Source organism: Brevibacillus sp. MS2.2 (assembly GCF_013284345.1).
Lineage (GTDB): Bacteria > Bacillota > Bacilli > Brevibacillales > Brevibacillaceae > Brevibacillus > Brevibacillus brevis_C.
Genome location: NZ_JABSUZ010000002.1, coordinates 150,176 through 175,751, shown reverse-complemented (window position 1 = coordinate 175,751; position 25,576 = coordinate 150,176). Strand labels below are relative to the sequence as shown.

The 25,576-nt window shown below is 47.0% G+C and carries 22 protein-coding genes; 15 read left to right on the top strand and 7 right to left on the bottom strand.

Going from position 1 to position 25,576, the window contains the following annotated elements:
• The first annotated feature begins 3 nt into the window (after positions 1 to 3).
• From HP568_RS02430 to HP568_RS02410, 5 genes are all read left to right on the top strand, one after another.
• Entirely contained in the window at positions 4 to 1,134 is a 1,131-nt protein-coding gene (locus HP568_RS02430; protein WP_173628204.1) for an ABC transporter permease, read from the top strand.
• Positions 1,131 to 2,279 (top strand): ABC transporter permease, encoded by a 1,149-nt coding sequence (locus HP568_RS02425; protein WP_173628203.1) that lies wholly within the window; start codon positions 1,131 to 1,133, stop codon positions 2,277 to 2,279. Before HP568_RS02430 ends, HP568_RS02425 begins: the two co-directional genes overlap by 4 nt.
• 58 nt (positions 2,280 to 2,337) lie before the next feature.
• Positions 2,338 to 5,502 carry a hybrid sensor histidine kinase/response regulator gene (locus HP568_RS02420; protein WP_173628202.1) on the top strand — a complete coding sequence of 1,055 codons (3,165 nt, stop codon included), beginning with the start codon at positions 2,338 to 2,340 and terminating at the stop codon, positions 5,500 to 5,502.
• 520 nt (positions 5,503 to 6,022) lie between these two features.
• Positions 6,023 to 6,640, top strand: a complete 618-nt coding sequence (locus HP568_RS02415) for a TetR/AcrR family transcriptional regulator (RefSeq protein WP_048031185.1) — start codon at positions 6,023 to 6,025, stop codon at positions 6,638 to 6,640.
• 13 nt (positions 6,641 to 6,653) lie between these two features.
• The gene (locus HP568_RS02410) at positions 6,654 to 7,187 is read left to right on the top strand and encodes a GNAT family N-acetyltransferase (protein WP_048031186.1); all 534 of its coding nucleotides are present in this window, start codon (positions 6,654 to 6,656) and stop codon (positions 7,185 to 7,187) included.
• A 57-nt stretch (positions 7,188 to 7,244) separates the two neighbouring features.
• Here the strand turns inward: HP568_RS02410 and HP568_RS02405 are convergent, their stop codons facing one another.
• Both HP568_RS02405 and HP568_RS02400 read right to left on the bottom strand, forming a co-directional pair.
• Positions 7,245 to 8,999 (bottom strand): DUF4179 domain-containing protein, encoded by a 1,755-nt coding sequence (locus HP568_RS02405; RefSeq protein WP_173628201.1) that lies wholly within the window; start codon positions 8,997 to 8,999, stop codon positions 7,245 to 7,247.
• Entirely contained in the window at positions 8,996 to 9,553 is a 558-nt protein-coding gene (locus HP568_RS02400; protein ID WP_048031188.1) for an RNA polymerase sigma factor, read from the bottom strand. Before HP568_RS02400 ends, HP568_RS02405 begins: the two co-directional genes overlap by 4 nt.
• Before the next feature lie 263 nt (positions 9,554 to 9,816).
• Between HP568_RS02400 and HP568_RS02395 the strand changes: the two genes are divergently transcribed.
• Genes HP568_RS02395 through HP568_RS02390 form a run of 3 tightly spaced genes read left to right on the top strand, consistent with a single transcriptional unit; the run spans position 9,817 to position 11,377 of the window.
• Positions 9,817 to 10,572: a metallophosphoesterase family protein gene (locus HP568_RS02395; RefSeq protein WP_173628200.1), complete on the top strand. Its 756-nt coding sequence runs from the start codon at positions 9,817 to 9,819 to the stop codon at positions 10,570 to 10,572.
• A 57-nt stretch (positions 10,573 to 10,629) separates the two neighbouring features.
• A complete protein-coding gene (locus HP568_RS29970) occupies positions 10,630 to 10,764 on the top strand; it encodes a hypothetical protein (RefSeq protein ID WP_256434900.1) in 135 nt (44 codons plus the stop codon).
• A 13-nt stretch (positions 10,765 to 10,777) separates the two neighbouring features.
• A complete protein-coding gene (locus HP568_RS02390) occupies positions 10,778 to 11,377 on the top strand; it encodes a pentapeptide repeat-containing protein (RefSeq protein ID WP_048031190.1) in 600 nt (199 codons plus the stop codon).
• Between the two features lie 38 nt (positions 11,378 to 11,415).
• On the opposite strand, the gene HP568_RS02385 is transcribed toward HP568_RS02390, so the two are convergent.
• Positions 11,416 to 13,032 carry an MDR family MFS transporter gene (locus HP568_RS02385; RefSeq protein WP_173628199.1) on the bottom strand — a complete coding sequence of 539 codons (1,617 nt, stop codon included), beginning with the start codon at positions 13,030 to 13,032 and terminating at the stop codon, positions 11,416 to 11,418.
• Positions 13,020 to 13,469 (bottom strand): MarR family winged helix-turn-helix transcriptional regulator, encoded by a 450-nt coding sequence (locus HP568_RS02380; RefSeq protein ID WP_235617612.1) that lies wholly within the window; start codon positions 13,467 to 13,469, stop codon positions 13,020 to 13,022. The genes HP568_RS02385 and HP568_RS02380 overlap by 13 nt, the downstream gene beginning before the upstream one ends.
• 274 nt (positions 13,470 to 13,743) lie before the next feature.
• Here HP568_RS02380 and HP568_RS02375 point away from each other — a divergent pair, with 274 nt between their 5' ends.
• From HP568_RS02375 to HP568_RS02365, 3 genes are all read left to right on the top strand, one after another.
• Positions 13,744 to 15,465, top strand: a complete 1,722-nt coding sequence (locus HP568_RS02375) for an amidohydrolase (RefSeq protein ID WP_173628198.1) — start codon at positions 13,744 to 13,746, stop codon at positions 15,463 to 15,465.
• A 128-nt stretch (positions 15,466 to 15,593) separates the two neighbouring features.
• Positions 15,594 to 16,292 (top strand): MBL fold metallo-hydrolase, encoded by a 699-nt coding sequence (locus tag HP568_RS02370; RefSeq protein ID WP_375154897.1) that lies wholly within the window; start codon positions 15,594 to 15,596, stop codon positions 16,290 to 16,292.
• A gap of 1 nt (position 16,293) precedes the next feature.
• Positions 16,294 to 16,752 (top strand): GNAT family N-acetyltransferase, encoded by a 459-nt coding sequence (locus HP568_RS02365; RefSeq protein WP_048031195.1) that lies wholly within the window; start codon positions 16,294 to 16,296, stop codon positions 16,750 to 16,752.
• A gap of 7 nt (positions 16,753 to 16,759) precedes the next feature.
• Here the strand turns inward: HP568_RS02365 and HP568_RS02360 are convergent, their stop codons facing one another.
• On the bottom strand, positions 16,760 to 17,473 hold the full coding sequence (locus HP568_RS02360; protein WP_173628196.1) for a response regulator transcription factor: 714 nt from the start codon (positions 17,471 to 17,473) through the stop codon (positions 16,760 to 16,762).
• Between the two features lie 35 nt (positions 17,474 to 17,508).
• Entirely contained in the window at positions 17,509 to 18,672 is a 1,164-nt protein-coding gene (locus tag HP568_RS02355; protein ID WP_048031197.1) for a sensor histidine kinase, read from the bottom strand.
• Between the two features lie 228 nt (positions 18,673 to 18,900).
• Between HP568_RS02355 and HP568_RS02350 the strand changes: the two genes are divergently transcribed.
• Genes HP568_RS02350 through HP568_RS02340 form a run of 3 tightly spaced genes read left to right on the top strand, consistent with a single transcriptional unit; the run spans position 18,901 to position 23,705 of the window.
• Positions 18,901 to 19,284 carry a MarR family winged helix-turn-helix transcriptional regulator gene (locus HP568_RS02350; RefSeq protein ID WP_048031198.1) on the top strand — a complete coding sequence of 128 codons (384 nt, stop codon included), beginning with the start codon at positions 18,901 to 18,903 and terminating at the stop codon, positions 19,282 to 19,284.
• Positions 19,285 to 19,323: 39 nt separating this feature from the next.
• A complete protein-coding gene (locus tag HP568_RS02345; RefSeq protein WP_048031199.1) occupies positions 19,324 to 22,455 on the top strand; it encodes an efflux RND transporter permease subunit in 3,132 nt (1,043 codons plus the stop codon).
• A 20-nt stretch (positions 22,456 to 22,475) separates the two neighbouring features.
• Entirely contained in the window at positions 22,476 to 23,705 is a 1,230-nt protein-coding gene (locus tag HP568_RS02340; RefSeq protein ID WP_048031200.1) for an efflux RND transporter periplasmic adaptor subunit, read from the top strand.
• A gap of 61 nt (positions 23,706 to 23,766) precedes the next feature.
• Here the strand turns inward: HP568_RS02340 and HP568_RS02335 are convergent, their stop codons facing one another.
• Positions 23,767 to 24,342, bottom strand: coding sequence for a GNAT family N-acetyltransferase (locus tag HP568_RS02335; RefSeq protein WP_048031201.1), 576 nt, complete (start codon positions 24,340 to 24,342; stop codon positions 23,767 to 23,769).
• Positions 24,343 to 24,540: 198 nt separating this feature from the next.
• Between HP568_RS02335 and HP568_RS02330 the strand changes: the two genes are divergently transcribed.
• Positions 24,541 to 25,548 carry an ABC transporter substrate-binding protein gene (locus tag HP568_RS02330; protein ID WP_173628195.1) on the top strand — a complete coding sequence of 336 codons (1,008 nt, stop codon included), beginning with the start codon at positions 24,541 to 24,543 and terminating at the stop codon, positions 25,546 to 25,548.
• The last annotated feature ends 28 nt before the right edge of the window (positions 25,549 to 25,576 follow it).

Here is a 25,576-nt window from a genome sequence, read left to right as displayed (position 1 = left end):
GCCATGAATATATGGAATATCGCTGTAAAAGAAATCAAGTCCAGCCTTCGCGAAAAGAGAACGTTCATGTTTATGCTAGCACTTCCCATCATCCTGATGCTGATATTAGGTTCCGCCCTTTCCAATGCATTCGACGATACGAGGACCGTAGGAGACATGCGCTTGCTGTATAAAAGCAACGGGACGAATGAGCAAATGTCTATGGCGTGGAACTCGTTTATCAAAGCATTGGGTGATAAAGGAGTGGAGGTCGCTCAAGCAAGTTCAGGCATGGATGGGCAGGAGGAAGTTCGCGCGGATCGCTATACGGGGTACGCAGTCGTCAGTGATGCGGGGATTGAGTTTTATGGAAGCAGCAAGAATGCGATAGGAAGTAATATCCTTGCGGGGATGCTAACCGTTTTTGCAGATCGGTACTCGCTCGCATCCGCAGCTTATCAGATAGATCCCGAATCTGCTTCGGCAATAGTCAAGGGTACCGGACAGCGTGATGATTTTATTCGGGAAACGGCCTTGAATCCAAATAAAAAACCGGGGGCAATCGACTATTACGCGATTGCGATGACGACCATGATTGCGCTCTACTCGATGTATTCTGCGAGTTATTTGTTCACCAAGGAGCGAACGAACAAAACGTCCACACGATTAATGGCAGCACCTGTCAGCAAAGGTGCCGTTTTTACCGGAAAAATGATCGGCAGTACGTTCGTCAATCTATTTTTCGTACTCGTCGTGTTCTTAATCAGCAAATTCGTGTTCCAAGCAGATTGGGGCAACCACTACGGAATGGTTATCCTCGTGCTTTTGACAGAGGTGTTACTTGCGGTAAGCCTGGGTCTGGGGATTAGCTTTCTTTTCAAAGGTGAAGGGGTAAGGGCTATCAACAATATTTTTACGCAAGTCGCCTCCTTTGTAGGTGGTGCCTATTTTCCCGTTGATCAATCAACCGGTTTCTTCAGCCTTTTGGCCAAATTCTCTCCCCTTCACTGGGCGAATACAGGTCTGATGCAAATCATCTACACAGACAATCCGAGAGGCGCATGGTTTGCGATTGCGATGAATGTGAGCATTGCCACGGCGTTCATCATCATTTCTGTTATCACGATGCGCAGACGGGAGGGGGCTTTTGTATGAATGAAATGCTATGGCTCATTCGGAAAACGCTGATGGAGACGTTTCGCAGCAAAAAAAGCTGGTTCACGTACTTGGGATTGCCGATCCTAGGTGTTCTGCTGTCTCTCACCCTTTACAGCAATGCAGGCAGCGGCACGATCCATGTCGGAATCATCAATCAAGATGGGGACCAGGTGATCACGCAGGACACAATCCGGTTTCTCGAGAGATTGAATCATATCAAGGTCACAGTCATCGACGAACAAATGATGCGTGAACAAATCGTTTCTGGTGAGCTGGATAGCGGAATTGTTTTCGAGTCAGGGTATGCTGCTAGTGTTCGAAAAGGGGCGCCAGCACACTTGAATATTGTATCAGTAAAAGGTGAACAGGTTACAGCCTACATGAAGGCCATGCTGCACAGTTACATCGGCAATCTTGCCGCGATTGGAAAAGCGACACAAGCGGATGAGGCGAAGTTCACGAAGCTGTATACGGCATACCACGAGCAAAGCTACAAGCTCCATACGGTAACGCTGCAAGACACCTCGAACGTGACGCGTATGACGAATCAATCGATAGGTTTCCTCATTATGTTCATGATGTTTTCAGCGGTGAACATGTCCGAGATCATTTTAAAAGAAAAAGAGAATCGCACCTTTTTGCGACTCCTTTCTTCGCCGATGTCGGCTAGATCCTATGTATTCTCGAATATTCTCGTCAGCATGTTTATTTTGCTGCTGCAAATCATCGTAACCTTACTCGTCATGAAAAACGTCTTCGCCATAGATGCAGGCGTCTCGTATGGTCAAATGATGCTGCCGTTGTTCGTGTTCGCGCTGGGGGCAATCGCACTTTCTCTGATGACTGTTGCCTTTGCGAAGAGTAGAGCAGGTGCTGGAGCGATTTCCAACCTGATTATTGTACCGTCATGCCTCCTGGCTGGCTGCTTTTTTCCAATGGAAATCATGCCGGACACCGTGCGCAAAATTTCAACATTCTTGCCCCAGCATTGGTTGCTCGATACGGTGAATAAGCTTCAACAAGGATACAGTCTGGGGAGCTTGTATTTGAACATAGCTATTTTGCTCGCATTCGCTACGGTTTTTGCCTTGATCGCCATCTATCGGTTTGGGCGGAATAACGATAGTAGGCAGTTTGTGTGAGAAAAATAGGACTGTGGAACTGCAATTTGACAAGGGATAATCCGAAGTGTGTCGAAAGATGCATACTATGACAAAGCGAAGCAACCATAATCGGAGTCATTCAAAAGCACTCATAAGTAAGTATCTTTTGATTCTTCTCTTGTTTTTAGCATTTCTCCTAGGTCTTCGGATGTTCTGGTTTTCGTTTCATACGTTTCCAGAGCGTCCGCCTGTAGTTCAAGGGGTTCTTGATATGCGCGGGTGGGACTTCGAAAATTCCCCGTCCATTTCACTGGATGGGGAATGGGAGTTTTTGCCTAATTCGTTCGTCACGCATGAAGAATTCAAACAATCATCCAATGACGAGCGGCAATACGTTCAAGTGCCTGGCGATTGGAGCAGCGCTTTTTCCAGGGACTCTCCGTCACCGTATGGCTATGGAACATACCGTTTACGGATCTTGGTCGATCAACCACTAAATCAGCCATACACCTTATGGGTTCCGCAAGTGGAGGCATCTTCTACTGTAGAGGTTAACGGAGAGATCTTAGCCAGAGTTGGAGTGCCTGCGACAACAGCGGAAGCGTACACGCCGCAGAAGGCATCCTTCACGGTTACATACAATGCAGGTGATGCAAAGGTCATTGAAGTGCTTGTCCGAACGGCCAACTACCATAATCCAATCGAAGGGGGCATCATCAGATCGATTTACTTCGGGTCGCAGGCAGCTATTGACACCGAACGTTGGTATTCTATCGGCTTCCAGATGGCAACCTTCCTCATCTTGTTGCTTCATGGCTTGTATGCCGGCATCCTGTATGTGTTGAATGCCCGTTACAAAGAGTTTCTCGTGTTTTTGCTGTTGCTTTCCTGCGTGGGGATAAAAGTTGTGTCGGATTATGACAATCTACTGTTACTTTGGATCCCGATCGATTATACATGGTCGATCAAGGTAGAAGTGCTCGCCTACATATGGCAGCCTTTGCTGATGATTTTATTGGTGAGAAGTCTATCTGATCAGGGGGAGAAAGAAAACTCTAGGCCGTTTAGGGCGTATTTTTCCGTGCTCAGTCTTTATTCGGCAGTCATCGTGCTGGGAACGGCACAATGGGTGTATATATTAGCTGGAACGCCATTTTTAGTCATTATTTATTTCGGCCCGTTGCTATTGTTTATTTTCAGAATCAGCCGCATGCTCATCCAAAACAAGCATGATGCTGTATTCTGGCTCATTGCTGCAACGAGTATTTTTTCCAATGTCATATGGTCCGCAATCATGGAATATCAAATCATCGATATCAAGTACGTGTTTTATCCGCTCGACCTGATTGCTGCTCTTGTCAGCTTCTCTGCCTATTGGTTCAAGCGATTCTTTCGCAATGCAGAGGAAAAGGCAAAGCTAACGGAGCAATTAAAAGAAGCGGACAAGCTCAAAGACCAGTTTCTCGCCCATACCTCGCATGAACTGAGGACGCCATTGCACGGCATCATGAATATCGCCCAGACTGTCGTCAACAATGAAAAGCATGCCATGGGTGGTCGCAGCACACAGGATATGGAGCTCTTAATTACGATCAGTCGCAGAATGGCGCATTTACTGGACGATTTGCTAGATGTCGTGCGATTGCAGGACAAGCATATCGTGTTGCAGAAGAAGCCGTTGCATATTCAATCGGTAGTTTCCGGCATCATCAGCATGCTCACCTATATGGTAGAGGGCAAGCCTGTTCAACTGAAAATGGACATACCGGAATCCATCCCGCCAATCTTGGCAGATGAGAAGCGGCTAGTCCAGATTCTGTTCAATCTTGTTCACAATGCACTGAAATTCACGGAAGAAGGATCGGTCATCGTTTCTGCTGAGATCGTGGAAGGACAGGTGGCGATCTATGTATCCGATACAGGAATCGGGATGGATGAGCATACCAAGGCACGTATATTTTTGCCGTATGAACAGGGAGCACAAGCAACGAACGATGGAGGAGGAATCGGCCTCGGTCTTGCTATTTGTACACAGTTGGTAGAGCTGCATGATAGCGAGCTGAGAGTCGACTCTGAACCGGGCAAAGGCTCGGTATTTAGCTTCTGGCTGCCCGTGGTTAGTACAGATGAGATGAAAGCAGCCGAGAGCCAATATGTGGAGCAGCTAGATAAGAACAATCAAGTGATGGCTACCAATCAGATAGGGCAAAGTGAAGCTCCAGATATATTGGCTTTCCAGCAAACGGCTGCGCATGCAACTGTTGACAGAAAGGCGAACATATTAGCGATCGATGACGACCCGGTTAACCTAAGGGTGCTGGATCGAATGCTCTCATCCTCGCATTACCAAATCACCACGTGTACATCGCCAAGAGACGCACTCGATCTGCTTTTTACAGAGCAGTGGGATTTGCTTATCATCGATGTCATGATGCCGCATATGTCGGGCTACGAGTTGACGCAAAAGGTCAGGGAGCATTTCTCTGTTTCCGAGCTTCCGATCTTGCTCTTAACGGCGCGCAGCCAGTCTGAGGATGTATACACCGGATATTTGTCTGGTGCGAATGACTATGTCTGCAAACCAGTCGATGGCATGGAGCTGAAATATCGCGTTTGGTCGTTGACGACGCTCAAGCAAACAGTCGATGAACGACTTCGCATGGAGGCTGCCTATTTGCAGGCGCAGATTCACCCGCACTTCTTGTTCAACACACTTAGCTCGATTATGGCATTGAGCGATATTGATACGGAGAAGATGCGTAAACTCGGGGATGCGTTTACCGCCTTCTTGCATATCAGCTTTGACTTTTTGAATACAGGAAAACAAGTTGCACTCTCCCATGAGCTGGAGCTCGTCCAAGCCTATCTTTACATTGAAAAGGAACGATTTGGCGAGCGGATACAGATCGTGTGGGAGGTCGAGCCTGATATCGATCTTCTCATCCCGCCACTAACCATTCAGCCGCTGGTTGAGAATGCAATCAACCATGGTCTTTTTACCCAAATAGAGGGAGGAACTCTCCATATCCGCATCGTCCGGCAAAAGAACGCCACTCTTTTTGAGGTGAAGGATGACGGTATCGGGATGGAGGAAGCGACTGTGCGACAAATTCTCGATTTATCAAAGCAGGAGAGAGGCGGAATCGGAGTGTCCAACACGAATCGGAGACTGACGCAAATGTACGGGAAGGGCTTGCGCATCACGAGTAAGCTGGGTGAAGGAACGACGGTGTCGTTTGTCATACCGGATCGGACGCAATAGAACAGGCTTGTTATTTTAGCACCCTGGATCACTGTTACTGGTGAAGCAGGGTGCTTTCTCGCGTTTCCTATACCTCGGAACGCCGTTTACCCGCCTCTACATTCATAAGAATTACAGGCGTTACAGTCATAGTCACCATAGCGATTACCATAGATGGCACATCTAGCACAAAGGTAACAACAATTAGCTCCACTCGGATCATTTGGATTCAGCCGCTCACATTCTTCTCGAAGACGATTGGCTAGGTCTCTGCGATAATCCTGATAAGTGCCATAGTGTACCAAGCGTCCGTTGACTTTCCTGAACCCCTTCGATTTTTTTCTTTTCAAGAAGGCCCCATCCTTTCATGACAATCTAACACAGGATATGCCATGATTTTTCCAATGATTGGACATGCGGCTATTCCCGTTGAAAGAAATCATGAGGAGTTGAAAAACGACATCAGTGTCGTTTATAATGGTCTCACCAACAAAAACGACATCTATGTATATTTTGTACAAAGGAGGTTAACCCAAACCCGATGGCCCCAAAAGTAAGCGACGAATACAAAACCAAAAAGAAAACCGAATTGCTGCAAGCGGCGAAACGTGTGTTCATCACAAAAGGCTATACACGGGCTACCATGCAAGACGTCATGGACGAGGCTGGTGTATCGCGGGGAGCCTTGTACGCTTACTTCGACAACCTGGAGCACTTATATTTGGAGCTGCTGCAATTCGAGGATCAACAGGATGTACAGTTTTTCACACCAATTGCTGGCGAAACGTCCTGGAATCAAATCACTAAATGGGTCTACAAACAGCAGGTTGAGATCGAGAACATCGAACAAACACTGTCCCAAGCCAACTCAGAGTTTTTCCTGTCACTGAAAGACCAGCAAAAGCAACAGAGCTATCCATACATCACGACTCGCTATGAAAAAATGGTCGATGTGTTGATAGCTTTCTTCGCGCATGGGACGGCGACAGGTGAGTTCAAGCCACAGCTACCACCTGAGGCGATTGCTCGCTATCTCATCTCGGTTATCGATGGACTGATGCTAGATACCGCGCATTTGGGCGCAGAGAAAACGAAGGTGCCCGCGCAGATGGAAGCACTGTTGTTTTCATTGAGAGCGATGCTCGGACCGGTTCAATAAGGAGGGGGGAAGAATGTTGTTTCAATCAGAGAGAATCTATCTGAGAAAAATGACGGGGGAGGATGTGGACGTCTACCACACGTGGAGAAATGACGTGGAAGTCATGTGGACAACGAGTCCGTCTATGGACGTCTTTACCCGGGACGATACGAACGGGTTTGTGAATCAGGTCATCCTGCATGCAAGCTCCTCGAAGAGCTACATGATCGTAGACAGCCAAACCAATCGACCGATCGGGATTACTTCGCTCATTCAAATCGACCTGAAAAACCGCCATGCGGAATGCATCATTGATATTGGAGAGAAGGAATACTGGGGAAAAGGGTATGGAGGAGAAGCGCTGAAGCTGCTGCTGGATTATGCTTTTTTGGAAATGAATCTGCATCGGGTATCGCTGCGCGTCTTTTCCTTTAACGAAAAAGCCATAAAGCTGTATGAAAGGCTCGGATTCAAGCAGGAGGGGATCTCGCGGCAGTTTTTGTTTCGAGAGGGAAAATGGCATGATCTCGTGCACATGGGGATTTTGCAGCAGGAATATATCTCATAAAAAGAAAGGCTGGCGGTACGAAGGGTACCATCAGCCTTTTGCGTATGAGTGAGTCTCTTATTTTTCGGTGTAAATCGGTACTTCCCACTCTACATTTTTGTGTTCAACCATTCGTTTCTCGGAAGTAATAATCAGTTGCTTAGGCAGGGTTGTGAGGTTTTCTAAGAAGATCGTACCTCCAAAAATCGCCCGGCCATTTTCATACTCAGTCTTATCGATTAAGTAGTCGGGGTCTTCGTATTTTTTCCCGGTCTCGTCTGTAATGGTCCAGTATTGATAGGGACCCATAGCGGCAGTATCTGGAGAGAGAGTTGCCTCGAATGTCAGGTCGTAGCCTTCCAATTTCGTGGTAGTCCCATCGTCGTTCACGCGGTGATGGCCGTCATAGCCTTCAAAATCAACGACTGCGTTTGGATCCTTTTGATATTTTTTGAAAGTAAACTGATCTCCCTGGTCATCCGCTGTGATAACTTCTTTCTTTTCGAGGCGATTGACGTCCAACTTCGCGTTCAGCTTAGCGGTTTCCTCTGTATAGACAGACCCCAGCTTGAAGGTAAGGCTTTGGCTTGCGTCGATTGGTTGGAAGTAGTGGAAGTCTCTTGTTCCATTTTCAGTAGAGCGGCTGTGGTCCCATTTCAAATACGGGATGACATTGTTTTGTTTGTTGGCTTCACGGATGACAGCCTTGGAATCCCAAGCGGCGACGACTGTGCCCTTTTCATTGACTAACACGTAGCTGTATTCTTTTCGCTGGTTATCCGTAGTCGAGCGATCTATGACCATTTCCACCCCACTCGGTGCAAACGTCATCTGTTTTACGTCCAGCTTGAGTCCTTGCGGAGTCGTGTATGTTTTGTTGATTTCATGTGTCTTCGTCGCGGCCTTTGCCTTTTTCATGTCAACAGGTACGGACAACTTCCAGTTACCTTTGATGTCGTCCAATTGTTTAAGGTTGAACTCTACAATCAGCTCGTCCGGAATTTCACTGATATCATCAAAGTAGCCGCGCAGATCACGATCCAAGGACATGTAACCAGTATCTACATTCATAACATTGTGCCAATCTTCATTTGGTTTGCGAGTGTCTTCATTTGCAGACGATTCAACAGGTTTCAGTACGTTCCCTTGTTTGTCTTTGATTGTAATGACTTGCTCCTTGTTATCTCTTCTGATCATTTCGGTCAAAAAACTGTCCATCGGTTTGCCATTCTTGTCTTTTACAATAGCAGCTATGCTAATGCGCAGAGGATCAGCCATTACTTCCTTCACCTCAAAAGTGATACCTTGGTCGGTCGCACTTACATTCACGGTTTGAGCGAAACCTTTTTTGGCTGCTTGCTCAATACCAGGGTCCCCGGACTTTTGAAGAATACTATTGCTCACAGGTGCTACAGGATCAGCCTTACCAATCGGGCTGTTCATAAAAGCAGCCTGGACATAACTAGCAAAGGTCGGGGAGACGAGCATACCTCCCGATACGACGATGGTTAATGCAGCGGCGGCAAGCGTCATTCTTTTCATGATCGTGATACTCCTTTGTTTCCACGCAGGTGGTTGATGTGAAGGGGTTACAGGGTTCAATACTCTCACAGGATGAGGGGAGAGCATCTGAATAATCTTTTGATCCATATTTGCTGAGAGGGAATCTTCCCACATCGTTTCTTCTGTTTGGTGCAGCTCATCGATCCATTGCTCTAGCTGGTGCTGGCAGTGTGTGCAATGATCGAGATGACTTTCGACATTTCGTTTGTTCACTGGTGATAAACGATCTTCCATGTAGGCGATCAGCTGTCTTTGCGTAAGGCAATTCAAAGCGGGGTACCCCCTTTTTTCTCCGGCTTGCTTAGCTGGTCTCGCAGCTTTTTCCTGGCATAGGAAAGGCGCATTCTGACAGTATCTACGGACAAAGATAGTTTGTTGCCGATCTCCCTGTAGCTTAAATGCTGGAGATAATGCAAATCGAGAATCGTCCTGTGGTTCTTGTCCAGTGTCATCATCTGCTGTCGCAAAGCATGACGCTGTTCTTTTTCCAGATAATCTTCCTCCGGGATCGGACATTCGTCTCTGACCTCGACATCCATCTCTGTTACGGAAGGCATCCGCTTTCGTTTCCGCAGCTCGTCAATCCCGCGATTGATCGCGATTCGATACAGCCAGGCAGAGAAGGAGTAGTTGGGTTTATAATCTGACAAACTGTAGTATGCCTTGATAAAAACCTCCTGCACCATGTCTTCGGCATCATGGGAGTGGTGGAGCGTGCGCCCAAGAATCGAAGCGATTTTTCCTTTGTATTTATTGACGATCAGAGCATAAGCCTCTTTATTTCCTTGAAGAACCTCCGCAATGACCTCTCGATCGTCCTGCATGTTTGTTACCTCCTTGCAAAAAGGTGCTGCGCAGCTTTCCTTTTTGGTGTTCACTACTATAGACGAAAACGAGGGTGCCCCCCTCTTAAACTTTTTCATAAAATTTGAAAATGACATAGGAAGAGGATGCCTCTCTTCGTTTGCTAGAAGGGCATCCTCTTGATCTATCACGTATGCCGCCATCACTTAAATGGAGCAGGAAATCTACATAAATTTGCAGTAATACTATAAGCACAGATGCTTCGAATTTCGTAAAGGAGTATATGACCTTGAGCCAAAACAACCATTCCATCGCGGTGATCTCCGACATACACAGCAACGCCTATGCATTGGAAGCAGTGCTGCACGACATTGATTCCCGCGGTATTCAAACCATTGTGAATTTAGGCGACACTTTATTTGGACCGCTTGATCCGATCAAAACGGCAGAGCTCTTAATGGAGCGATCTACGATCATCCACATCATGGGTAATTGTGACAGATATTTACTGGAAGAGCAAATGGAGTCCATCACCTTCGAATACGTGAAGCCACTGCTTACACAAGAAATGTTCAGCTGGATCGGGTCATTCCAAAAGCAGTGGACGTTTGACGATCTCTTGTTTTGCCACGGCACACCTTTTGCCGATGATGTGTACTTATTAGAGGATGTCGCTCCATATGGGATAGAAGACAAAAGCGCAAATGCCTTAATGATCGAGCTGACTGGCATTCAGCAGCAGGTCATTTTTTGCGGACATTCGCATGTGCCCAAATCCGTATGGCTCCCAGATGGCAAGCTCGTGGTAAACCCGGGGGGTGTCGGGCTGCCAGCGTATTTTGAGGAAGCGCCGTACCCGCATTCGATGGAATCGAAGACGCCCCATGCCAAGTACGTCACGGTAAAACAACAAGGCAGCGCTTGGCTGGTCGAGCACGTATTGGTCCCGTATGATTTCGAGCAGGCAGCCAGAAAAGCAGAGGAAAACGGGCGCAGAGACTATGCCTATGCGATCCGAACGGGAAGAGCAGAGCTGTAGCATGTCGATCTGTGCATTCATACTCGAAGCACAAAATGAACGGGAGAGCAGCTTTTCGTGCCGATTGCGTGGGCAGCTCATCATTTGACTCATGAAGAGGATAGAATGAAGCTAGTAGAACGAATAGATTGGATTCAGGAAAAATTGCCGCAAGCTTTCCAACGAAAAGAAGCCATTTTGTTTATCGGATAAGGCGGGGGTTTTCATGAAGGTCGATATAATCAAGCAATTAGATTTGCATCAACAATGGACTGATTCGCTTGGGAAAGAGGGAGTGAGGTTCTTCGTGGATGAAGAAGACTTTCGCTCCATAGACGTAACGGAGTATCGTCTGGTCGAATCACGTTTGATCGCCAGTACTTTTGACGGGATGAATTTGAAGGACAAAGATTTTTATGCGGCACATTTGTATTCCTCTACCTTTCGATCAGCGAATTTGGAAAATGCGATTTTCACCAAAAGCGAAGCAGACTATGCAGATTTTACAGGTGCCAATTTGCAACGGGCGACCTTCGTCAAAAGCTCTTGCTTCGAAACTGTGTTTGCCCGAGCAGACTTAAGGCATGCAAAGCTAGTGAACTCTCTCTTTTCTCAAGCCGACTTTCGTGATGCCAATTTGGAAGGTGCAGATATCAGTGTTTCCTCGTTCCAAGAAGTATTGTTTCAAGGAGCACAACTAAAAGGGGTAACAGGTATAGAAGAAGCTTTTATCAAAAGCATAAATATCGGTACCGTCGAGCAGCCAGACCTTCTTGCAGGAGAGGAAGCGAGAAAGTGGCTCATACAGCAAATCCATACACCATGAAAAAAAGGAAGAGGACAAGTGCCCTCTTCCTTTTCCTATTAAGCCTTTTCTACTTCGCCCTCCGGCTTCTGTCCCATCTTCCCACTACGCAGTGGAATCTCCTTCAGGAACAGCGCGATGATGACAGCGATTCCCGCTACAATCGCCCCAGTCAAAAACGTAGTCGTAATCCCATAGCTCATCGCTTCCCGGATCATATCCAGCATGTGAGTAAACAGCGGCTGCAAATCCGGTGGCAGACTAGCCAGCGTGGCTTCAATTTTCGGCTGATCCAACAAATTTTGCGGATTCGTAAAGAGCGCCAGCTTCTCTGCCAGAGCAGGGTCTGCTGCTGCGGGATTGTTCGCTTGACCCATGGCTCCTGACAGTTGCGTCATTTTTGCAGACATGCTGCCACTCATGACGGTTCCCATGACAGCAATTCCAATAGTCCCACCGAGGTTGCGGAAAAGCTGCGACGTTGCTGTAGCGACACCCAATTGCTGTGGTGCAACTGCATTTTGCACGGTCAAAGAGAAGACCGGCATCGCAATCCCGATCCCCAAACCGAGAATGATCATGTAGATCACGAGCAAGTAAATCGGTGTGATTGGGGACATGAAATACATCAGCACCATGCCCAAAGCCATGACGGAAAGTCCGCCCAACGCCATCTTTTTATATTTTCCCGTCTTGGTCATGATTTGTCCGGCGAGTGCGGAGGTCGCGAGCATGGCAATCGACATCGGCATCGCCACATAACCGGCCATTGTCGGAGAGATGCCTTTGACCCCTTGGACAAAGAACGGCACATAAATGATAGCGCCCATCATCCCCGCGTTGAGGAAGAATCCAACCAGATTGGAGACAGTAAAAATACTGTTTTTGAACAGACCCAGCGGAAGCACGGGAGTCTTTACTTTCATCTCAATCATAATAAACACGATCAACGCAACGATTGTGACGGCAAACAAACCAATAATTTGCCACGAGCCCCAAGCGTATTTACCCGGGCCATTACCTGCCCATGAGAAGGCGAGCAGCATCGGTACGATGGTGAGCGTCAGGAACAGCGAGCCGAAGTAGTCGACAGACTCTCCTTCTTGCTTCGGTACTTTTGGGAAGTGAATCATGATCAACAGAAAGGCAATCACGCCAATCGGCAAGAAGATCCAGAACACCCAGTGCCAGTCGAGATGGTCAACGATATAGCCGCCCATCAGAGGACCGAGCACACTGGATACGCCGAAGACGGCACTCATGATTCCGCCCCATTTTGCGCGCTCGCGAGGTTCGTACAGATCACCCATGGCGGTAAAAGCAGTGGACATGATGATCCCGGCACCCGCCCCTTGAATGCCACGATACGTAATCAGTTGAAAAATATCGGTAGAAAACCCGGACAACAAGGCTCCGATACTAAACAACGCGATACCCGTTAAAATAAACGGTTTTCTTCCATATATATCGGAGAGCTTCCCAACCAGCACAGAAGCAACGGTTGAGGTCAGCAAATAAATCGTAATCGCCCACGAATAGTAATCCATGCCACCCAGCTTTGAGATAATACGCGGCATGGCAACACCGATAATGGTCTGGTTGATCGCGGCGAAAAACATAGCCGTAATAATCGCGATCATAATCGTCACTTTCTTTTTCTCTGTCAATTGTTGCAATCTTGATGCTCCTCTCTTTGTTGCTCGATATTCTTCAAAACCTGGTGATAGATGCGGACTAAGTGTTGCTTGTCTTCATCAGATACGCCTGCAAAAAACTGTTCAATGGTATTTCTCACGATGATTTTGTATTGCCGCAGGATTTCTCTTCCTTCATCGGTTATGTCCAGTTGCACGACGCGGCGATCCGTACTGTCACGATTTCTCGTGGCGTAGCCGCAAGCAATCAATTTATCAGCAAGACTCGTAACAGCTCCGGGGGTAATGTTCATACGTTCTGCAATAGAAGATGCCTTCTGCGGACCGTTCATATCTAGAATTCGCAAAAGCATGGCTTGTGATCCTGATACGAGTGGGTCCAGACGTTTATGTGACTCAGCTGAAACTTTTCGTTGGAGCTGTATATACAGTTCTTCAAAATTGACTTGGCTTTGCATGGTACCCTCTCCTGTTTTCATTGCTTAATTATATACGGAGTTAAATGTTTACCCTCTAAAACATTTCCGAGTATACAATGCCTCATCTATCGAAGTCAAATTAACCTTTTACCAATTTGACCAATTCAGGTGGTCATTATGTGATGAATTTCGTCATAAATCGGGAAAAAATACTAATTTTCGACCGGATTTCATGGAATTTTCAGAGTTGCGATGCTACAATCAGTTTTGGCATTCTTTTCATCTTAGATAAATAGATAGGTGGGATTTTAACGTGTTTGGGAAAAAGTTAACCAGCGTATTGCTCGCCACAGCGCTGATGAGCCCGATGTCTGCTTTTGCCGCGCAGGAGACGAAACAGCCAGCAGATGTCGTGCTAACCAACGGCGCGGTCTACACAGTGGACATGAAGAACAGCTGGGCAGAGGCAGTGGCCATTCGCGGTGATGAAATCGTCTTTGTCGGCGCAGATGAATATGCGAAAGCACATATCGGCAAGGATACGAAAGTTATCGATCTGAAAGGCCAAATGGTATTGCCAGGCTTTATCGATAGCCATACGCATGCGAGCAAAACGACGGGACTCATTTACTCCATTGATTTGTTTGACGGAGGCTCTGTCGAGGAATACGTTGCAACCATTGAGAAATTCGTAAAAGAACATCCAAACGAACCAACATTGCAAGGACGTGGCTGGAGCAATCCGGTTGTGCCTGGCATCGGTCCGCGCAAGGAAGTATTGGATAAAATCGTTCCAACGACTCCAATCGCGTTGACCTCGGATGATGGACATTCATTGTGGGTGAACTCGGCAGCATTGAAGCTGGCCGGGATCAAGAAGGATACACCAAATCCTGAGGGCGGCATTATCGAGCGCGATCCGAAAACAGGAGAACCATCTGGAACGTTGCGTGAAAGTGCAATGGATCTGGTACTGTCAAAAATCGGCGGATACACCGTACAACAATACAAGTCCGGAATTGAAGCATACCAAGAAAAAGCGGTTGAACGCGGCGTAACGACCGTGCGCGACCCGGATATGCTACGCTATCCAAACGTATTGGAAGCATACGAGGAGCTCGCGAAAGAGGACAAGCTGACCATCCGCTTCCGCAATGCATTGACAGCGAATCCGGAAAAAGGACCTGAGCAGGTCGCAGAATTCGTAAAAATCCGTGAGCGCAATCAAAACCCGCTATTCCAAGTCAACGCCGTTAAAATCTTCTTGGATGGTGTCGTAGAAGGCGCTACAGCTTACTTGGAAAAGCCGTATGTCCATAAAGAAACAAACGGAGAATTAATCTGGAAGCAAGAGGTTTACAATCAAACAGCTGCCGCAGTGGACAAGGCAGGCTTCCAATTGCACGTCCATTCCATTGGGGATGCTTCTACCCGTATTGCACTGGACGGTATGGAGCTCGCGGAAAAACAAAATGGCAAGCACGATGCTCGCCACTCGCTCGTTCACTTGCAACTGGTCAATGAAACAGACATCGAGCGCTTTAAAAAGCTGGGTGCAGTCGGAATCGTGCAGCCGTTCTGGTTTATGCAGGAAGAGGGCTACTACGAAGAGATCGAAGTACCGTACTTGGGTAAAGAACGTGCAGAAAAAGAATACCCGATGAAGAGCTTTTTGAATAAAGGGGTGCATGTAGCTTCTTCGTCTGACTACATCGTAACGCCAGAATTCAATCCATTGCACGGCATTCAACAAGGCATTACGCGAATCGAGGATGGTGTAACTGATCCGAGCAAAATTGCCAACCCAGACGAGCGTGCGACGCTTGCGGAAATGATCGCCAGCTTCACGATTGATGGTGCTTACGCCAACCACGTGGATGATATCACAGGCTCGATCGAAGTCGGCAAGAAGGCAGATCTTATCGTGCTCGATAAAAACTTGTTTAAAATTCCAGCCACGCAAATCAAGGATGCGAAAGTCGTGCTGACCTTGGTCGAAGGGAAGGAAGTCTATCGTCAAAAGGAAGCAAAGTAAGTGGGGAAAAAATGGTCGTCCATTGCGATGACCATTTTTTTGTGCAAACACATCTGCTGACAAATTAGGTCGGGAAAGGATTCTTGTTTGTCTATGAGGAATAATTCATACGATTCAGATTTGAGCAAATGCTGGAGGTGTTCGATTTGACCCAAACGGAAGGAATCAAAACGATCAAACTGGAGATGAACGCAGGAGGCAATCCATTCGTCGTTCACACCGCGGTTCTATGGGATGAGAATGAAGCCATTCTTGTGGATACAGGCATCCCTGGACAATTGGAGTTGATTCAGAACGTACTGGCGCAAGAAGGGATTTCTTTTGAAAAATTGACGAAAATCATCATTACTCATCAAGACCGGGATCATATCGGCAGCTTGCCTGAAATGGTAGCAGCAGCGGAAGGACGCATACAGGTGGTTGCTCACGAAGTAGCGATTCCGTATCTGGCTGGAGAAATACCTTTGATCAAAAGCGGGCTACTGGCTCCTCCGGTAAAAGTGGATCATGCCGTACAGGATGGCGTCGTTCTCCCGTACTGTGGAGGTATTCAGGTGATTTATACGCCCGGTCATTCGCCAGATCACATCTCTTTGTATCATATTCCGAGCAAGACGTTGATTTCAGGAGATGCCCTCACAGCACTAGAGGGGGTACTGATGCCTTTCAATCCCGAATTCACGCCTGATCAAACGACTGCCCTGCAATCGATCCGCAAGCTGCTTGCGTTCGACATAGAGACAGTGATTGCCTATCATGGTGGTGTTTGTACAGGGGATATCAAACAGCGCCTTACGGATATCGTGGCAAAGGAAGGGAACGATTAATATGAATATCCGCAGAGCAAAAGGACAAGAAGCAAGCGAACTGAGCGAGCTAGCCTATCGCTCCAAAGCGTATTGGGGATACAGTGATGAATTCATGGAGGCCTGTCGCGACGACCTGACGCTATCACCTGCTCATATCGAGGAACACGAGGTATATGTGTTAGAGGATGAGGGCAGTATCAAGGGCTTCATGAGTCTGGAAAAGGATGCAGAGCAAGAGCAGTGGCTATTAGGCTTTTTGTTCATGGAACCGGAAGCAGTCGGAAAAGGTTACGGAAAGGCTCTGTGGCAGCATATGGTGGAGGTGGCACAAAAGCTGGAAATCCCCGTCATCACCATCCATAGTGACCCGTACGCAGAACCGTTTTACTTGTCGAGGGGAGCAAAGCGAGTAGGAGAAATCGTGTCTACCGTGTTCCCAGGAAGAGTATTGCCGTTGTTGGAAGTGGAAATCGGATAGCCCTTCCTTATTTCACGATTTTATACCGGATCGCCTTGGCAACGGCCTGTGTACGATCTTCTACGCCCATTTTCTGCAAAATCCGATGGATATGCGTCTTGACGGTTCCCTCGGAGATGAGCAAGTGCTGTGCAATTTGCTCGTTCCGTTTGCCGTAGGATAGCTGCTCTAGTACGTCCTGCTCTCGATCGGTCAACTGATCTAACATGACAAGAGGGGGAAGCACAGAGTCAGTATTAGAGTCAGAATGAGAGGCAGACTTGTGATTCTTTTGTTGAAACTGTAGAGCCTCTGCTAGAGCCTTGGCAGCAGTAGCCGTGTAGAACAGTGCCTCTCCCTGATGGGCCCTGCGAATGAGGTCCAGCATATCCTGTGAATCGGAATCCTTTAGCATATAGCCGATAGCACCCGCGCGAATACCGTCTACGATGTAATCGTACGTGTCAAAGGTTGTGAGGATTAATACTTTTATCAAAGGATGGAGTCGAGTGATTTCTCGGGTTGCTTCGATTCCGGACATGTTCGGCATCTGTACATCCATTAAGACTACATCAGGAATGACTTCTCCTACGAGCTTCACCGCTTCTTCTCCATTGGAAGCCTCCCCGCTTACTTCCATATCCTTCTGCATTTTTATGACATACCCCAATCCTTGACGGATCATCGTTTGGTCATCGACCAGGACCACGCGAATGGTCTCTTTTTTATTTTGATTTACCATGCAGGCATTCCTCCGTTTACATCGCTATTTGCTCATCAAAGCGGAAAACTGATATCAATTTGAAAGCCGTGGGGCGCTCGAATGGAATAGGAAAGTTCTCCGTTTAATTGCTTCGTTTGTTCTGCGATACCTGTTAAACCAAAACCCGGTTTGATTTGATGATGATTTGTAATATTCCCATTGTCCCAAATGGAGAGGAAAACAAAGTTTTGCTTTTTTTCAATCGTGATAAAAATCTCTGTTGCATCAGAATGGCGGATGGAATTAGTAATCGCTTCTTGGAGAATCCGGTAAAGCGTAATGGTCATCTGCTGCGAGAGGGGAATATCTGGATTGGGACTGATCAACTGCATTTTGATGTCGGTATGCTGTTGGGCTCGTGATAAGAGTATACGCAGCGGTGTGATTCCCAGAGAGGATTTGTCTGCGGCTAATGTATGAACAGACGAGCGTATATCATCGAGGCTTTGCTTGGATACCGTAAGCATGTCACGGACAACCTCCTGTGCGTCACTTGGTCCACCTTGCAGCATGTATTTCAAAGCATTCAATTGAACGATCAGGGATGTGAGACTGTGTCCCAAAGCGTCGTGAACATCGCGGGCGATTCTGGTCCTCTCCTCGAGGACAGCGGCACGAAGTGTATTCACAGATGCCTCTTGAAGTTCAGAATGAGCTTCCTGGAGTTCAACATGCGCCTTTTGCAATTGTTTAAGATGCTGCTGACTCGATTCCTTTGCTTGATTTTGAAGAGATAATCCTCGTGCGCCAATATACCATCCGATATAGGCCACGACATAGCCTATTACCTCCTCAAACATATAGTCTTTATAAAAAAACATGTAAGAAAAGGAGCATGTGCCAAAAAAAATCGCATAGTACAATGCTCGACGTTCAAGAATGTGAAAGCCAATAAAAGCTACCAATGGCAAGGATAAACCGATCTCTTCCCCTACATATAGAACCTTGATAAATGACACGGTACCAATCACGATGATGGCGATGTCTTTTTGATAAGGTTTCCAGTTTCTTTTTGGTCTGAGAAACATCAGCAGGAAGCAGAAGATGATGATCAGAGAGATGATAAAGGGAATGGTGGATTCATGCATGTAAGCAGTTGGAATGAGAAAAAATGAGATCAATACAAAAAAACAAATGAGCAGGAAACGAGAGCGTAAAGATGCAGTTGAAGCGTTCAAGAAAACAACCTCCTTTCTTGGAATACGTACCCATTATAGTTTCATTTTAGCATGCGCTGTCGTCTATCTCCGGGTGTACGGTCTTCTATCTCTGGATAGATAAAATCGAATTCCATAATTTGACTACCCGATAGACTTCGGGGGCCAATCGCATAAGTAAAATGTGATTTGTGGAGGGGAACACCCCGAACGAGAGAGGGTCCCCAAAAAATGGGTAGGGAGGCTTTTATGAACGAACTGTTTCAGTTAGCGAAGATTCTACAGGAAACGAGTAGCGTGTTTTCCGCGCTTTCCATGCAAGCATTGGATTCAAGTGATATCACCTGGCAACAAGTTCTCATTCTAGAACAAATCGCGATCAGCCCGAAAACAATGGGTGAGATCAGCAAAGCTATCAATCTTTCCTATAGTACAACCTCGGGATTAATTAGTCGGCTGGAACAGATGAACTTGGTGCGCAGATTTCGTGATAAATCGGATCGGCGAATTGTGTGGGCAGCATTGACGGAGCGTGTACTTGCGAATAGGAACCTGCAAGAGGGGATCAGTTGCACGCCAGCAACTCTCCATTCTTTGCGCGAGCTTATTTTAGAAAAGGAAAAACTGAGTTGATACGTTGGAACTTTCTATCCACGAAGGGGTGAGAAAATTTTGAATATATCTGAACTTTCCATTAAACGTCCGGTCACCATGATTATGATATCCGTGGCCATCTTCATTTTTGGTTTGGTTACCTTTCCGCGCTTGGCTATTGAACTGATGCCGTCATTGAGTTCTCCGGTTGCGGTAGTTGTGACATCTGTTGAGGGGGCGGCTCCGGCTGAGGTAGAAAAGCTGGTTACCAAACCGATGGAAAATGTATTAGGCACGGTTCCGAATTTAGACAAGATCACATCCACTTCTGTTAACGGCTCCTCCTCGGTCATCCTCCATTTCAAGTGGGGAACAAACATGGATCAAGCGACGCTGAATATGCGAGATAAAGTAGATTTGGTCCGAGGGAGCTTGCCTGAATCGGCTGGTTCACCAAGGGTGTTGAAATATGATCCGTCAAGCCAGCCGATTATTGACCTGGCTGTAACTGGCGATCAAGATGTCAACAAACTGAAAAAAATCGCGGATGATTTGATTAAATCCCGCTTGGAACGAATTAACGGTGTTGCTTCTGTAAGTGTCACTGGTGGGCAAGAGCGTATCGTGGACATCATTGTGGACCCAGCCAAACTAGCAGCTTATGGATTGACATTGGATCAAATCAAGTCAGCTCTAGAAAACAACAATATATCCGGATCAGCCGGTGCGATACGGGAAGGTGACGGAAAGACCAGTATTCGTGTGCAAGGTGAGTTCACGAGTGTGGATACCGTTGCTCTCACCCCGATCTCCGTAGGAGAGAGCTTCATCCGAATGAGTGATATTGCCAACGTAACAGATACGATCAAAGAAGTGACCAATCTGAGCTACATTGATGGAAAGCCGAGCTTGGGAATTGCCGTGATGAAAGGCACCGGCGGCAATACGATTAAAATCGCGAAAGACGTAAAGGCTGAGCTGGAGAAAATTAATAGCACGCTTCCACCCAATGTAGAAACACGTATCGTTTTCGATACCTCCACATACATTCAGAGCTCCGTTGACAACACGGTAGTACATGCTTTGGCAGGTGGTGCCATTGGCGTACTCATGCTGTTCTTCTTCTTGGGCAGTCTGTCATCTATGCTCATTGCTGTCATTGTCCTGCCTGTATCGATCATATCGACCTTCCTCTTGATGTACATGACAGGTCAAACTATCAACCTGATTTCCCTAGCAGGTCTCACGCTCGGATTGGGATCATTAGTAGACTTTGCTGTCGTTATGCTGGAAAACATTTTCCGTCAACGGGAGCAGGGCAAGAGTATGATGGAAGCGGCATTGATCGGTTCCAAAGAAGTAGGAACGGCAGTAATGGCTTCCGCATTGGCGCAAATCTGCGTATTTTTGCCGATTGCGCTGACAGAAGGTCTTGTTGCTGAACTGTTTGCCCCGTTGGCATTGACAGTCGTATACTCGCACATCGCAGCACTCGTTTTCACCTTTTTGTTGGTTCCGATGATGAGTGCGCGCATGTTAAAAACAATACCGGAGCATACGAATCATGAAAACTATCGTGGCATCAATCCACTGATCTGGTTTAATATCGGGTTCCACAAAGTGGAAAAAGGCTATCAAAGGGTGCTCAAATGGGCATTGGGTCATCGGAAAACGGTGATTGGATCTGCTTTTGCCATGCTGATTGGCTCATTATTGCTAGTTCCATCTCTTGGCGCAGGATTTTTCCCGGATATGGACCAAGGATTAATCCAGGTAGAGATCAAGCTGCCAAAGGGTACTATCTTGACGGAAACTGAAAAAGTAATGAAGCAAGTAGAAGAAGTGGTCAATCAAGTACCAGAAAAGAAATTGGTCAAGTCCTCGGTCGGGGGTGGCGACGGTATTTCAGAGAGCGGTGCATCTACTTCTCATAACGCAACGATCGAACTGCACGTAGGAGAGATTTCTACGAGACAGCGATCGACAGAGGAAATTGCTGTAGGCCTGCAAGAGCAAGTCAAGCATATTGCAGGAGCCGATATCAAGGTGAAATCCCTTTCCGGTGGTATGGGGGGCGGAGCAGCCATCTCGATTGAAATTCGCGGAGATGATCTGGACGTCTTAACGGAACTGAGCGAGATTGTGAAAGGGGAAATAGCCAAGGTACCAGGAACGATGAACGTATCTACCAGTGTTCAGGAAATGAGTCAGGAGTTCGATGTGAAGGTCAATACAGAGAAGGCGAGCTTGTACGGATTGACAACAAATGAAATCCTTTCTGCTGTGCGAACTTCTTTCCAAGGTCAAACGGTTACCCAGTATCGTACGGGCGAAGATGAAATCGATATCAATCTCAAGCTGCCAGAAGACTATAAGGAAGATATCAATTACTTGAAGAACCTGCGTATTTCCACGCCGACGGGCGCCCAAATCAGCCTCACGTCCGTGGCGACCATCAGCAAAGTCGATGTACCGCCATCGATTGAGCGCAAAAACATGACGCGTGAAGTGACGGTCACAAGTGATTTGATCGGGGATAACCTGCAAGCGGCCGCGTCGGAAATTACGAATATCATCAAAAAGCTGAATGTTCCGGATGGATACACCATCGAAATGGGTGGGCAGAGCGAGGATATGGGAAATTCTTTTGTGAATCTGGGTCTTGCGATTGTCTTGTCCGTCGTGCTTGTGTACATGGTCATGGCTGCTCAGTTTGAATCACTTTTCAGTCCATTTATCATCATGTTCTCGGTTCCTCCGAGCCTTACTGGGGTCATATTAGGGCTTTTGTTTACAGGCACACCTATTACCGTATCTGTTTTGATCGGGTACATTTTGCTGATCGGTCTGGTCGTGAACAATGCAATTGTGTTAATCGACTTGATCAATCAGTTGCGTGCAAAAGGTTGGGAGTTACATGAAGCGATTTTACATGCAGGACCTGCCCGTCTGCGTCCGATTATGATGACAACCCTCACGACGATTATGGCTATTGCACCACTCTCCGTTGCTGCCGGGTCTGGTTTAGAGCTGCAAGCGCCAATGGCTACGACCGTCATGTATGGTTTGATTTTCTCCACCATGATCACACTCATACTCGTACCTGTGGTTACAGCATGGTTTGATGAGATGGGACAAAAGAGACGAAACAAGCGCAAGCAAAAGCAGGAAAAGAAAATCCTTACCACGTTGGAATCGACAAATGCATGAGAAAAGAGGAGGAACCATTCATGATCATAAATAAAAGAATCGCGATTGTGGCGTTACTCACCTTCACTTTGATCACAGGCTGCGCAAGCCAGGAGGATGCAGCGACGACTGCTGCCCAACCAGCAGAAACGGTTACCCCTGTACAGGTTGCAGCGGTGGCACCAGGTGTGGTCACATCTGAGTCTGGACTGACTGCGAAATTGGCACCGAGTGAGGAAGTCCAAATGTCTCCAAAAACCGGTGGGAAAATAACGTCTCTACCCGTAAAGCTGGGTCAGCCCGTAACAAAAGGACAATTATTGTTTACACTCGATAAGAATGAGCTGTCAAACACCGTAAGAGAACAAGAAGCAGCTCTCCGAGTGGCAAAAGCGAATTTAAACCAAGCAGGCAGCACCTCTGACCAAGGCTTGGTGGAAGCACAAAATGATTTGACGGAAGCAGAACGAGCGCTTGCTGACGCAAAACTGAATCAACAACGTAATCAGCAGTTGTTTTCGCAGGGAGCGATTGCTGCTGAGAAAATGGATGAGGCAAATACAACGCTCACAAAAGCCCAGATTTCCTATGACAATGCAAAGCAGAAGCTGCAAAGCGCGAAACAAAAAACGGGTGTGCAAGTATCGGCAGCGAGCGTAACGGAGTCTGAGGTCAGACTGCAAAATGCTCGTGAGCAATTGGCGAATGCAACGGTTGTCTCCCCAATCGACGGATTTGTCGCAAGCGTGACCGGAGCAGTAGGGCAGATGGCAGGCCAGCAACCAATCGTGACTGTCGTCAAAACGAATCCACTTGTGGTCAAAGCGAATTTGTCCGAAGCAGATGTGACGAAAGTAAAGGTAGGAACAGTCGTCAAAGTAAACGTGCAATCTACAGGAAAAACGATTGATGCAAAAGTAACGGCGATTAGTCCAGTCATGGATTCTCAGCTCAAAGCCTATCCAGTAGAAATCACGATCCCGAATGCTTCCCATGAATTGAAGTCCGATATGGTCGTGAATGTTACCTTCCCGCAAGATTCAGCAGGAGGGAAGTCACTGGTTATTCCTCGCAAGGCGGTATTTGATCGTGAAGGCAGACAATACGTGTTCAAGCTGGAAGGGGAAACAGCCAAGCAAGTGGAAGTGTCGACGGGTAACTCGACAAGCGAGTTGATTGAAATAGTATCCGGCCTAGCAAATGGAGATAAAGTCGTGGTAAAAGGACAGACGCTGCTTGCAGATGGCGGCAAGGTGAGTATTCAGGAGTAAGCAGAAATGCAAGCAAAAGAGGTGGAGAAGATCCGCCTCTTTTGGTTATTAAATGGAAAAATTAAAAATCAATGCCCCGAACCTTTGCGTACACCATCGTGTCACGTAACGTACCATCGATGCTGCGCTCGTCTTTTCGAAGGATTCCTTCTAAGATAAATCCTGACCGTTCAGCGACGCGGGAGCTTGCTATATTTCGAGAATCACATCGGATGACGATACGGTTTGCTTGCAGCTCACGGATCGCAAAGCTTGTAATACCAGCTACTGCCTCGGTAATGTAACCTTGTCCCCTACATGATGTGCGAACCCAATAACCGATCTCAAATTTTCTTGCATCCCAATCAATCTGGTGTAGACCGCTACAGCCAATTAGCTGACCAGAGTGTTTATCGAACAGATGGAGGCGGAGATCAGAACGCTCCAAAAATTTCAGTCTTGCTTGACGAACGTTGACCTCAGACTTTTCTTCTGTGGGAAGACTTTGTGCCCAGGGCATCCACGGACGCAAATCTTCTATACTTTCCGTCAGTGCCAGGTGAACCATTTGACCATCTCCGGCCAAGGGAGCGCGGATGTGTAGACGACTCGTTTCAAAACTCTCGGGAAAGGAAAGTAAGAGTGGTTCGATGGACAATTTGATCACTCCTGACAAGAAATTTATTCCAAATAGTAACACAAAGCATACATGCATGGTAAGGTAAACAGCACCAAAACCACTCGGGCGATTGACAGTAAAAATACTCTTTGTTATAGTTTCATCGATAATGATAATCAATATCGACAAAGGTATTACTTACATCTATCTTACAAACGTACATAAGGGAGGCTCATCATGCTTACGAACCAAACAGTAAAAGCTGTCCTTGCTGTCATTTTTGTGTTCTCGCTTTTTTTGACGGCATGCGGTGGAGCCAATACGGAAACGCCAGCACCCGCGACAGCTTCTGCTTCCAAGCTAGCTGACAAGTCAACAGAAGCCCCTGCTGAGAACAAAATGCGCCGCATCGAAACACCAAAAGGAACGATTCAAATTCCTGACAAGCCACAACGTATTGTGACTGACTATTACGCAGGCGAGTTGATTGCAGTAGGCGGAAATGTAGTCGGTGCAGAGACGGAAGCTTTCAAAAGCCCGTTTACCGTGGAACAATTAAAAAATGCGCAGGACGTGGGTAGCCCGCGGATCAATGTGGAGAAAACATTAGAGCTCGCTCCTGACCTCATCGTCGTCATGTATGACGACAATTATGAAGCCCTGTCCAAAATCGCTCCAACCGTTTATCTCCCCTTCGGTACGGCGACAAACATTTACGATACAGTCAAATTGTTTGGAGAAGTGGTTGGCGATAAAGAAAAGGCTGACAGGTTCATCGCAGACTTTGACAAGAAGGCAGCCGAGGGTCGCGAAAAGCTGAAAGGCATCGTGGATGAGAATGCGACTGTCGGTCTCTACGAGCTGACCAACAAAGGAGATTTGTGGATCTTCGGTGACAACGCAGGGCGCGGTGGTCAAACGGTGTACAATGCATTGAAGCTGAAAATGCCGCACGCAGACAAATCCAAAGAGCAAACCGTACAACTGTCCATGGAAACTTTGCCAGAATATGCGGCAGATTACATGTTCGTGACTTTCTACAATCCGGACAAAAATAGCGAAGCCTTGAAAACCTTACAGGCGTCCGCTGTCTGGAATGCGACCTCTGCTGCCAAAAACAATCAGATATTCTACAACGACTACGATACATTCTATCGCTATGACCCAATCGCGATCACAGCACAAATTAATATGATCGTAGATATGCTGATCAAAAGACACGAAGAGAACAAAAGTAAAAAATAGCTTACAACGGAAGCCATCCCTCGTCGGA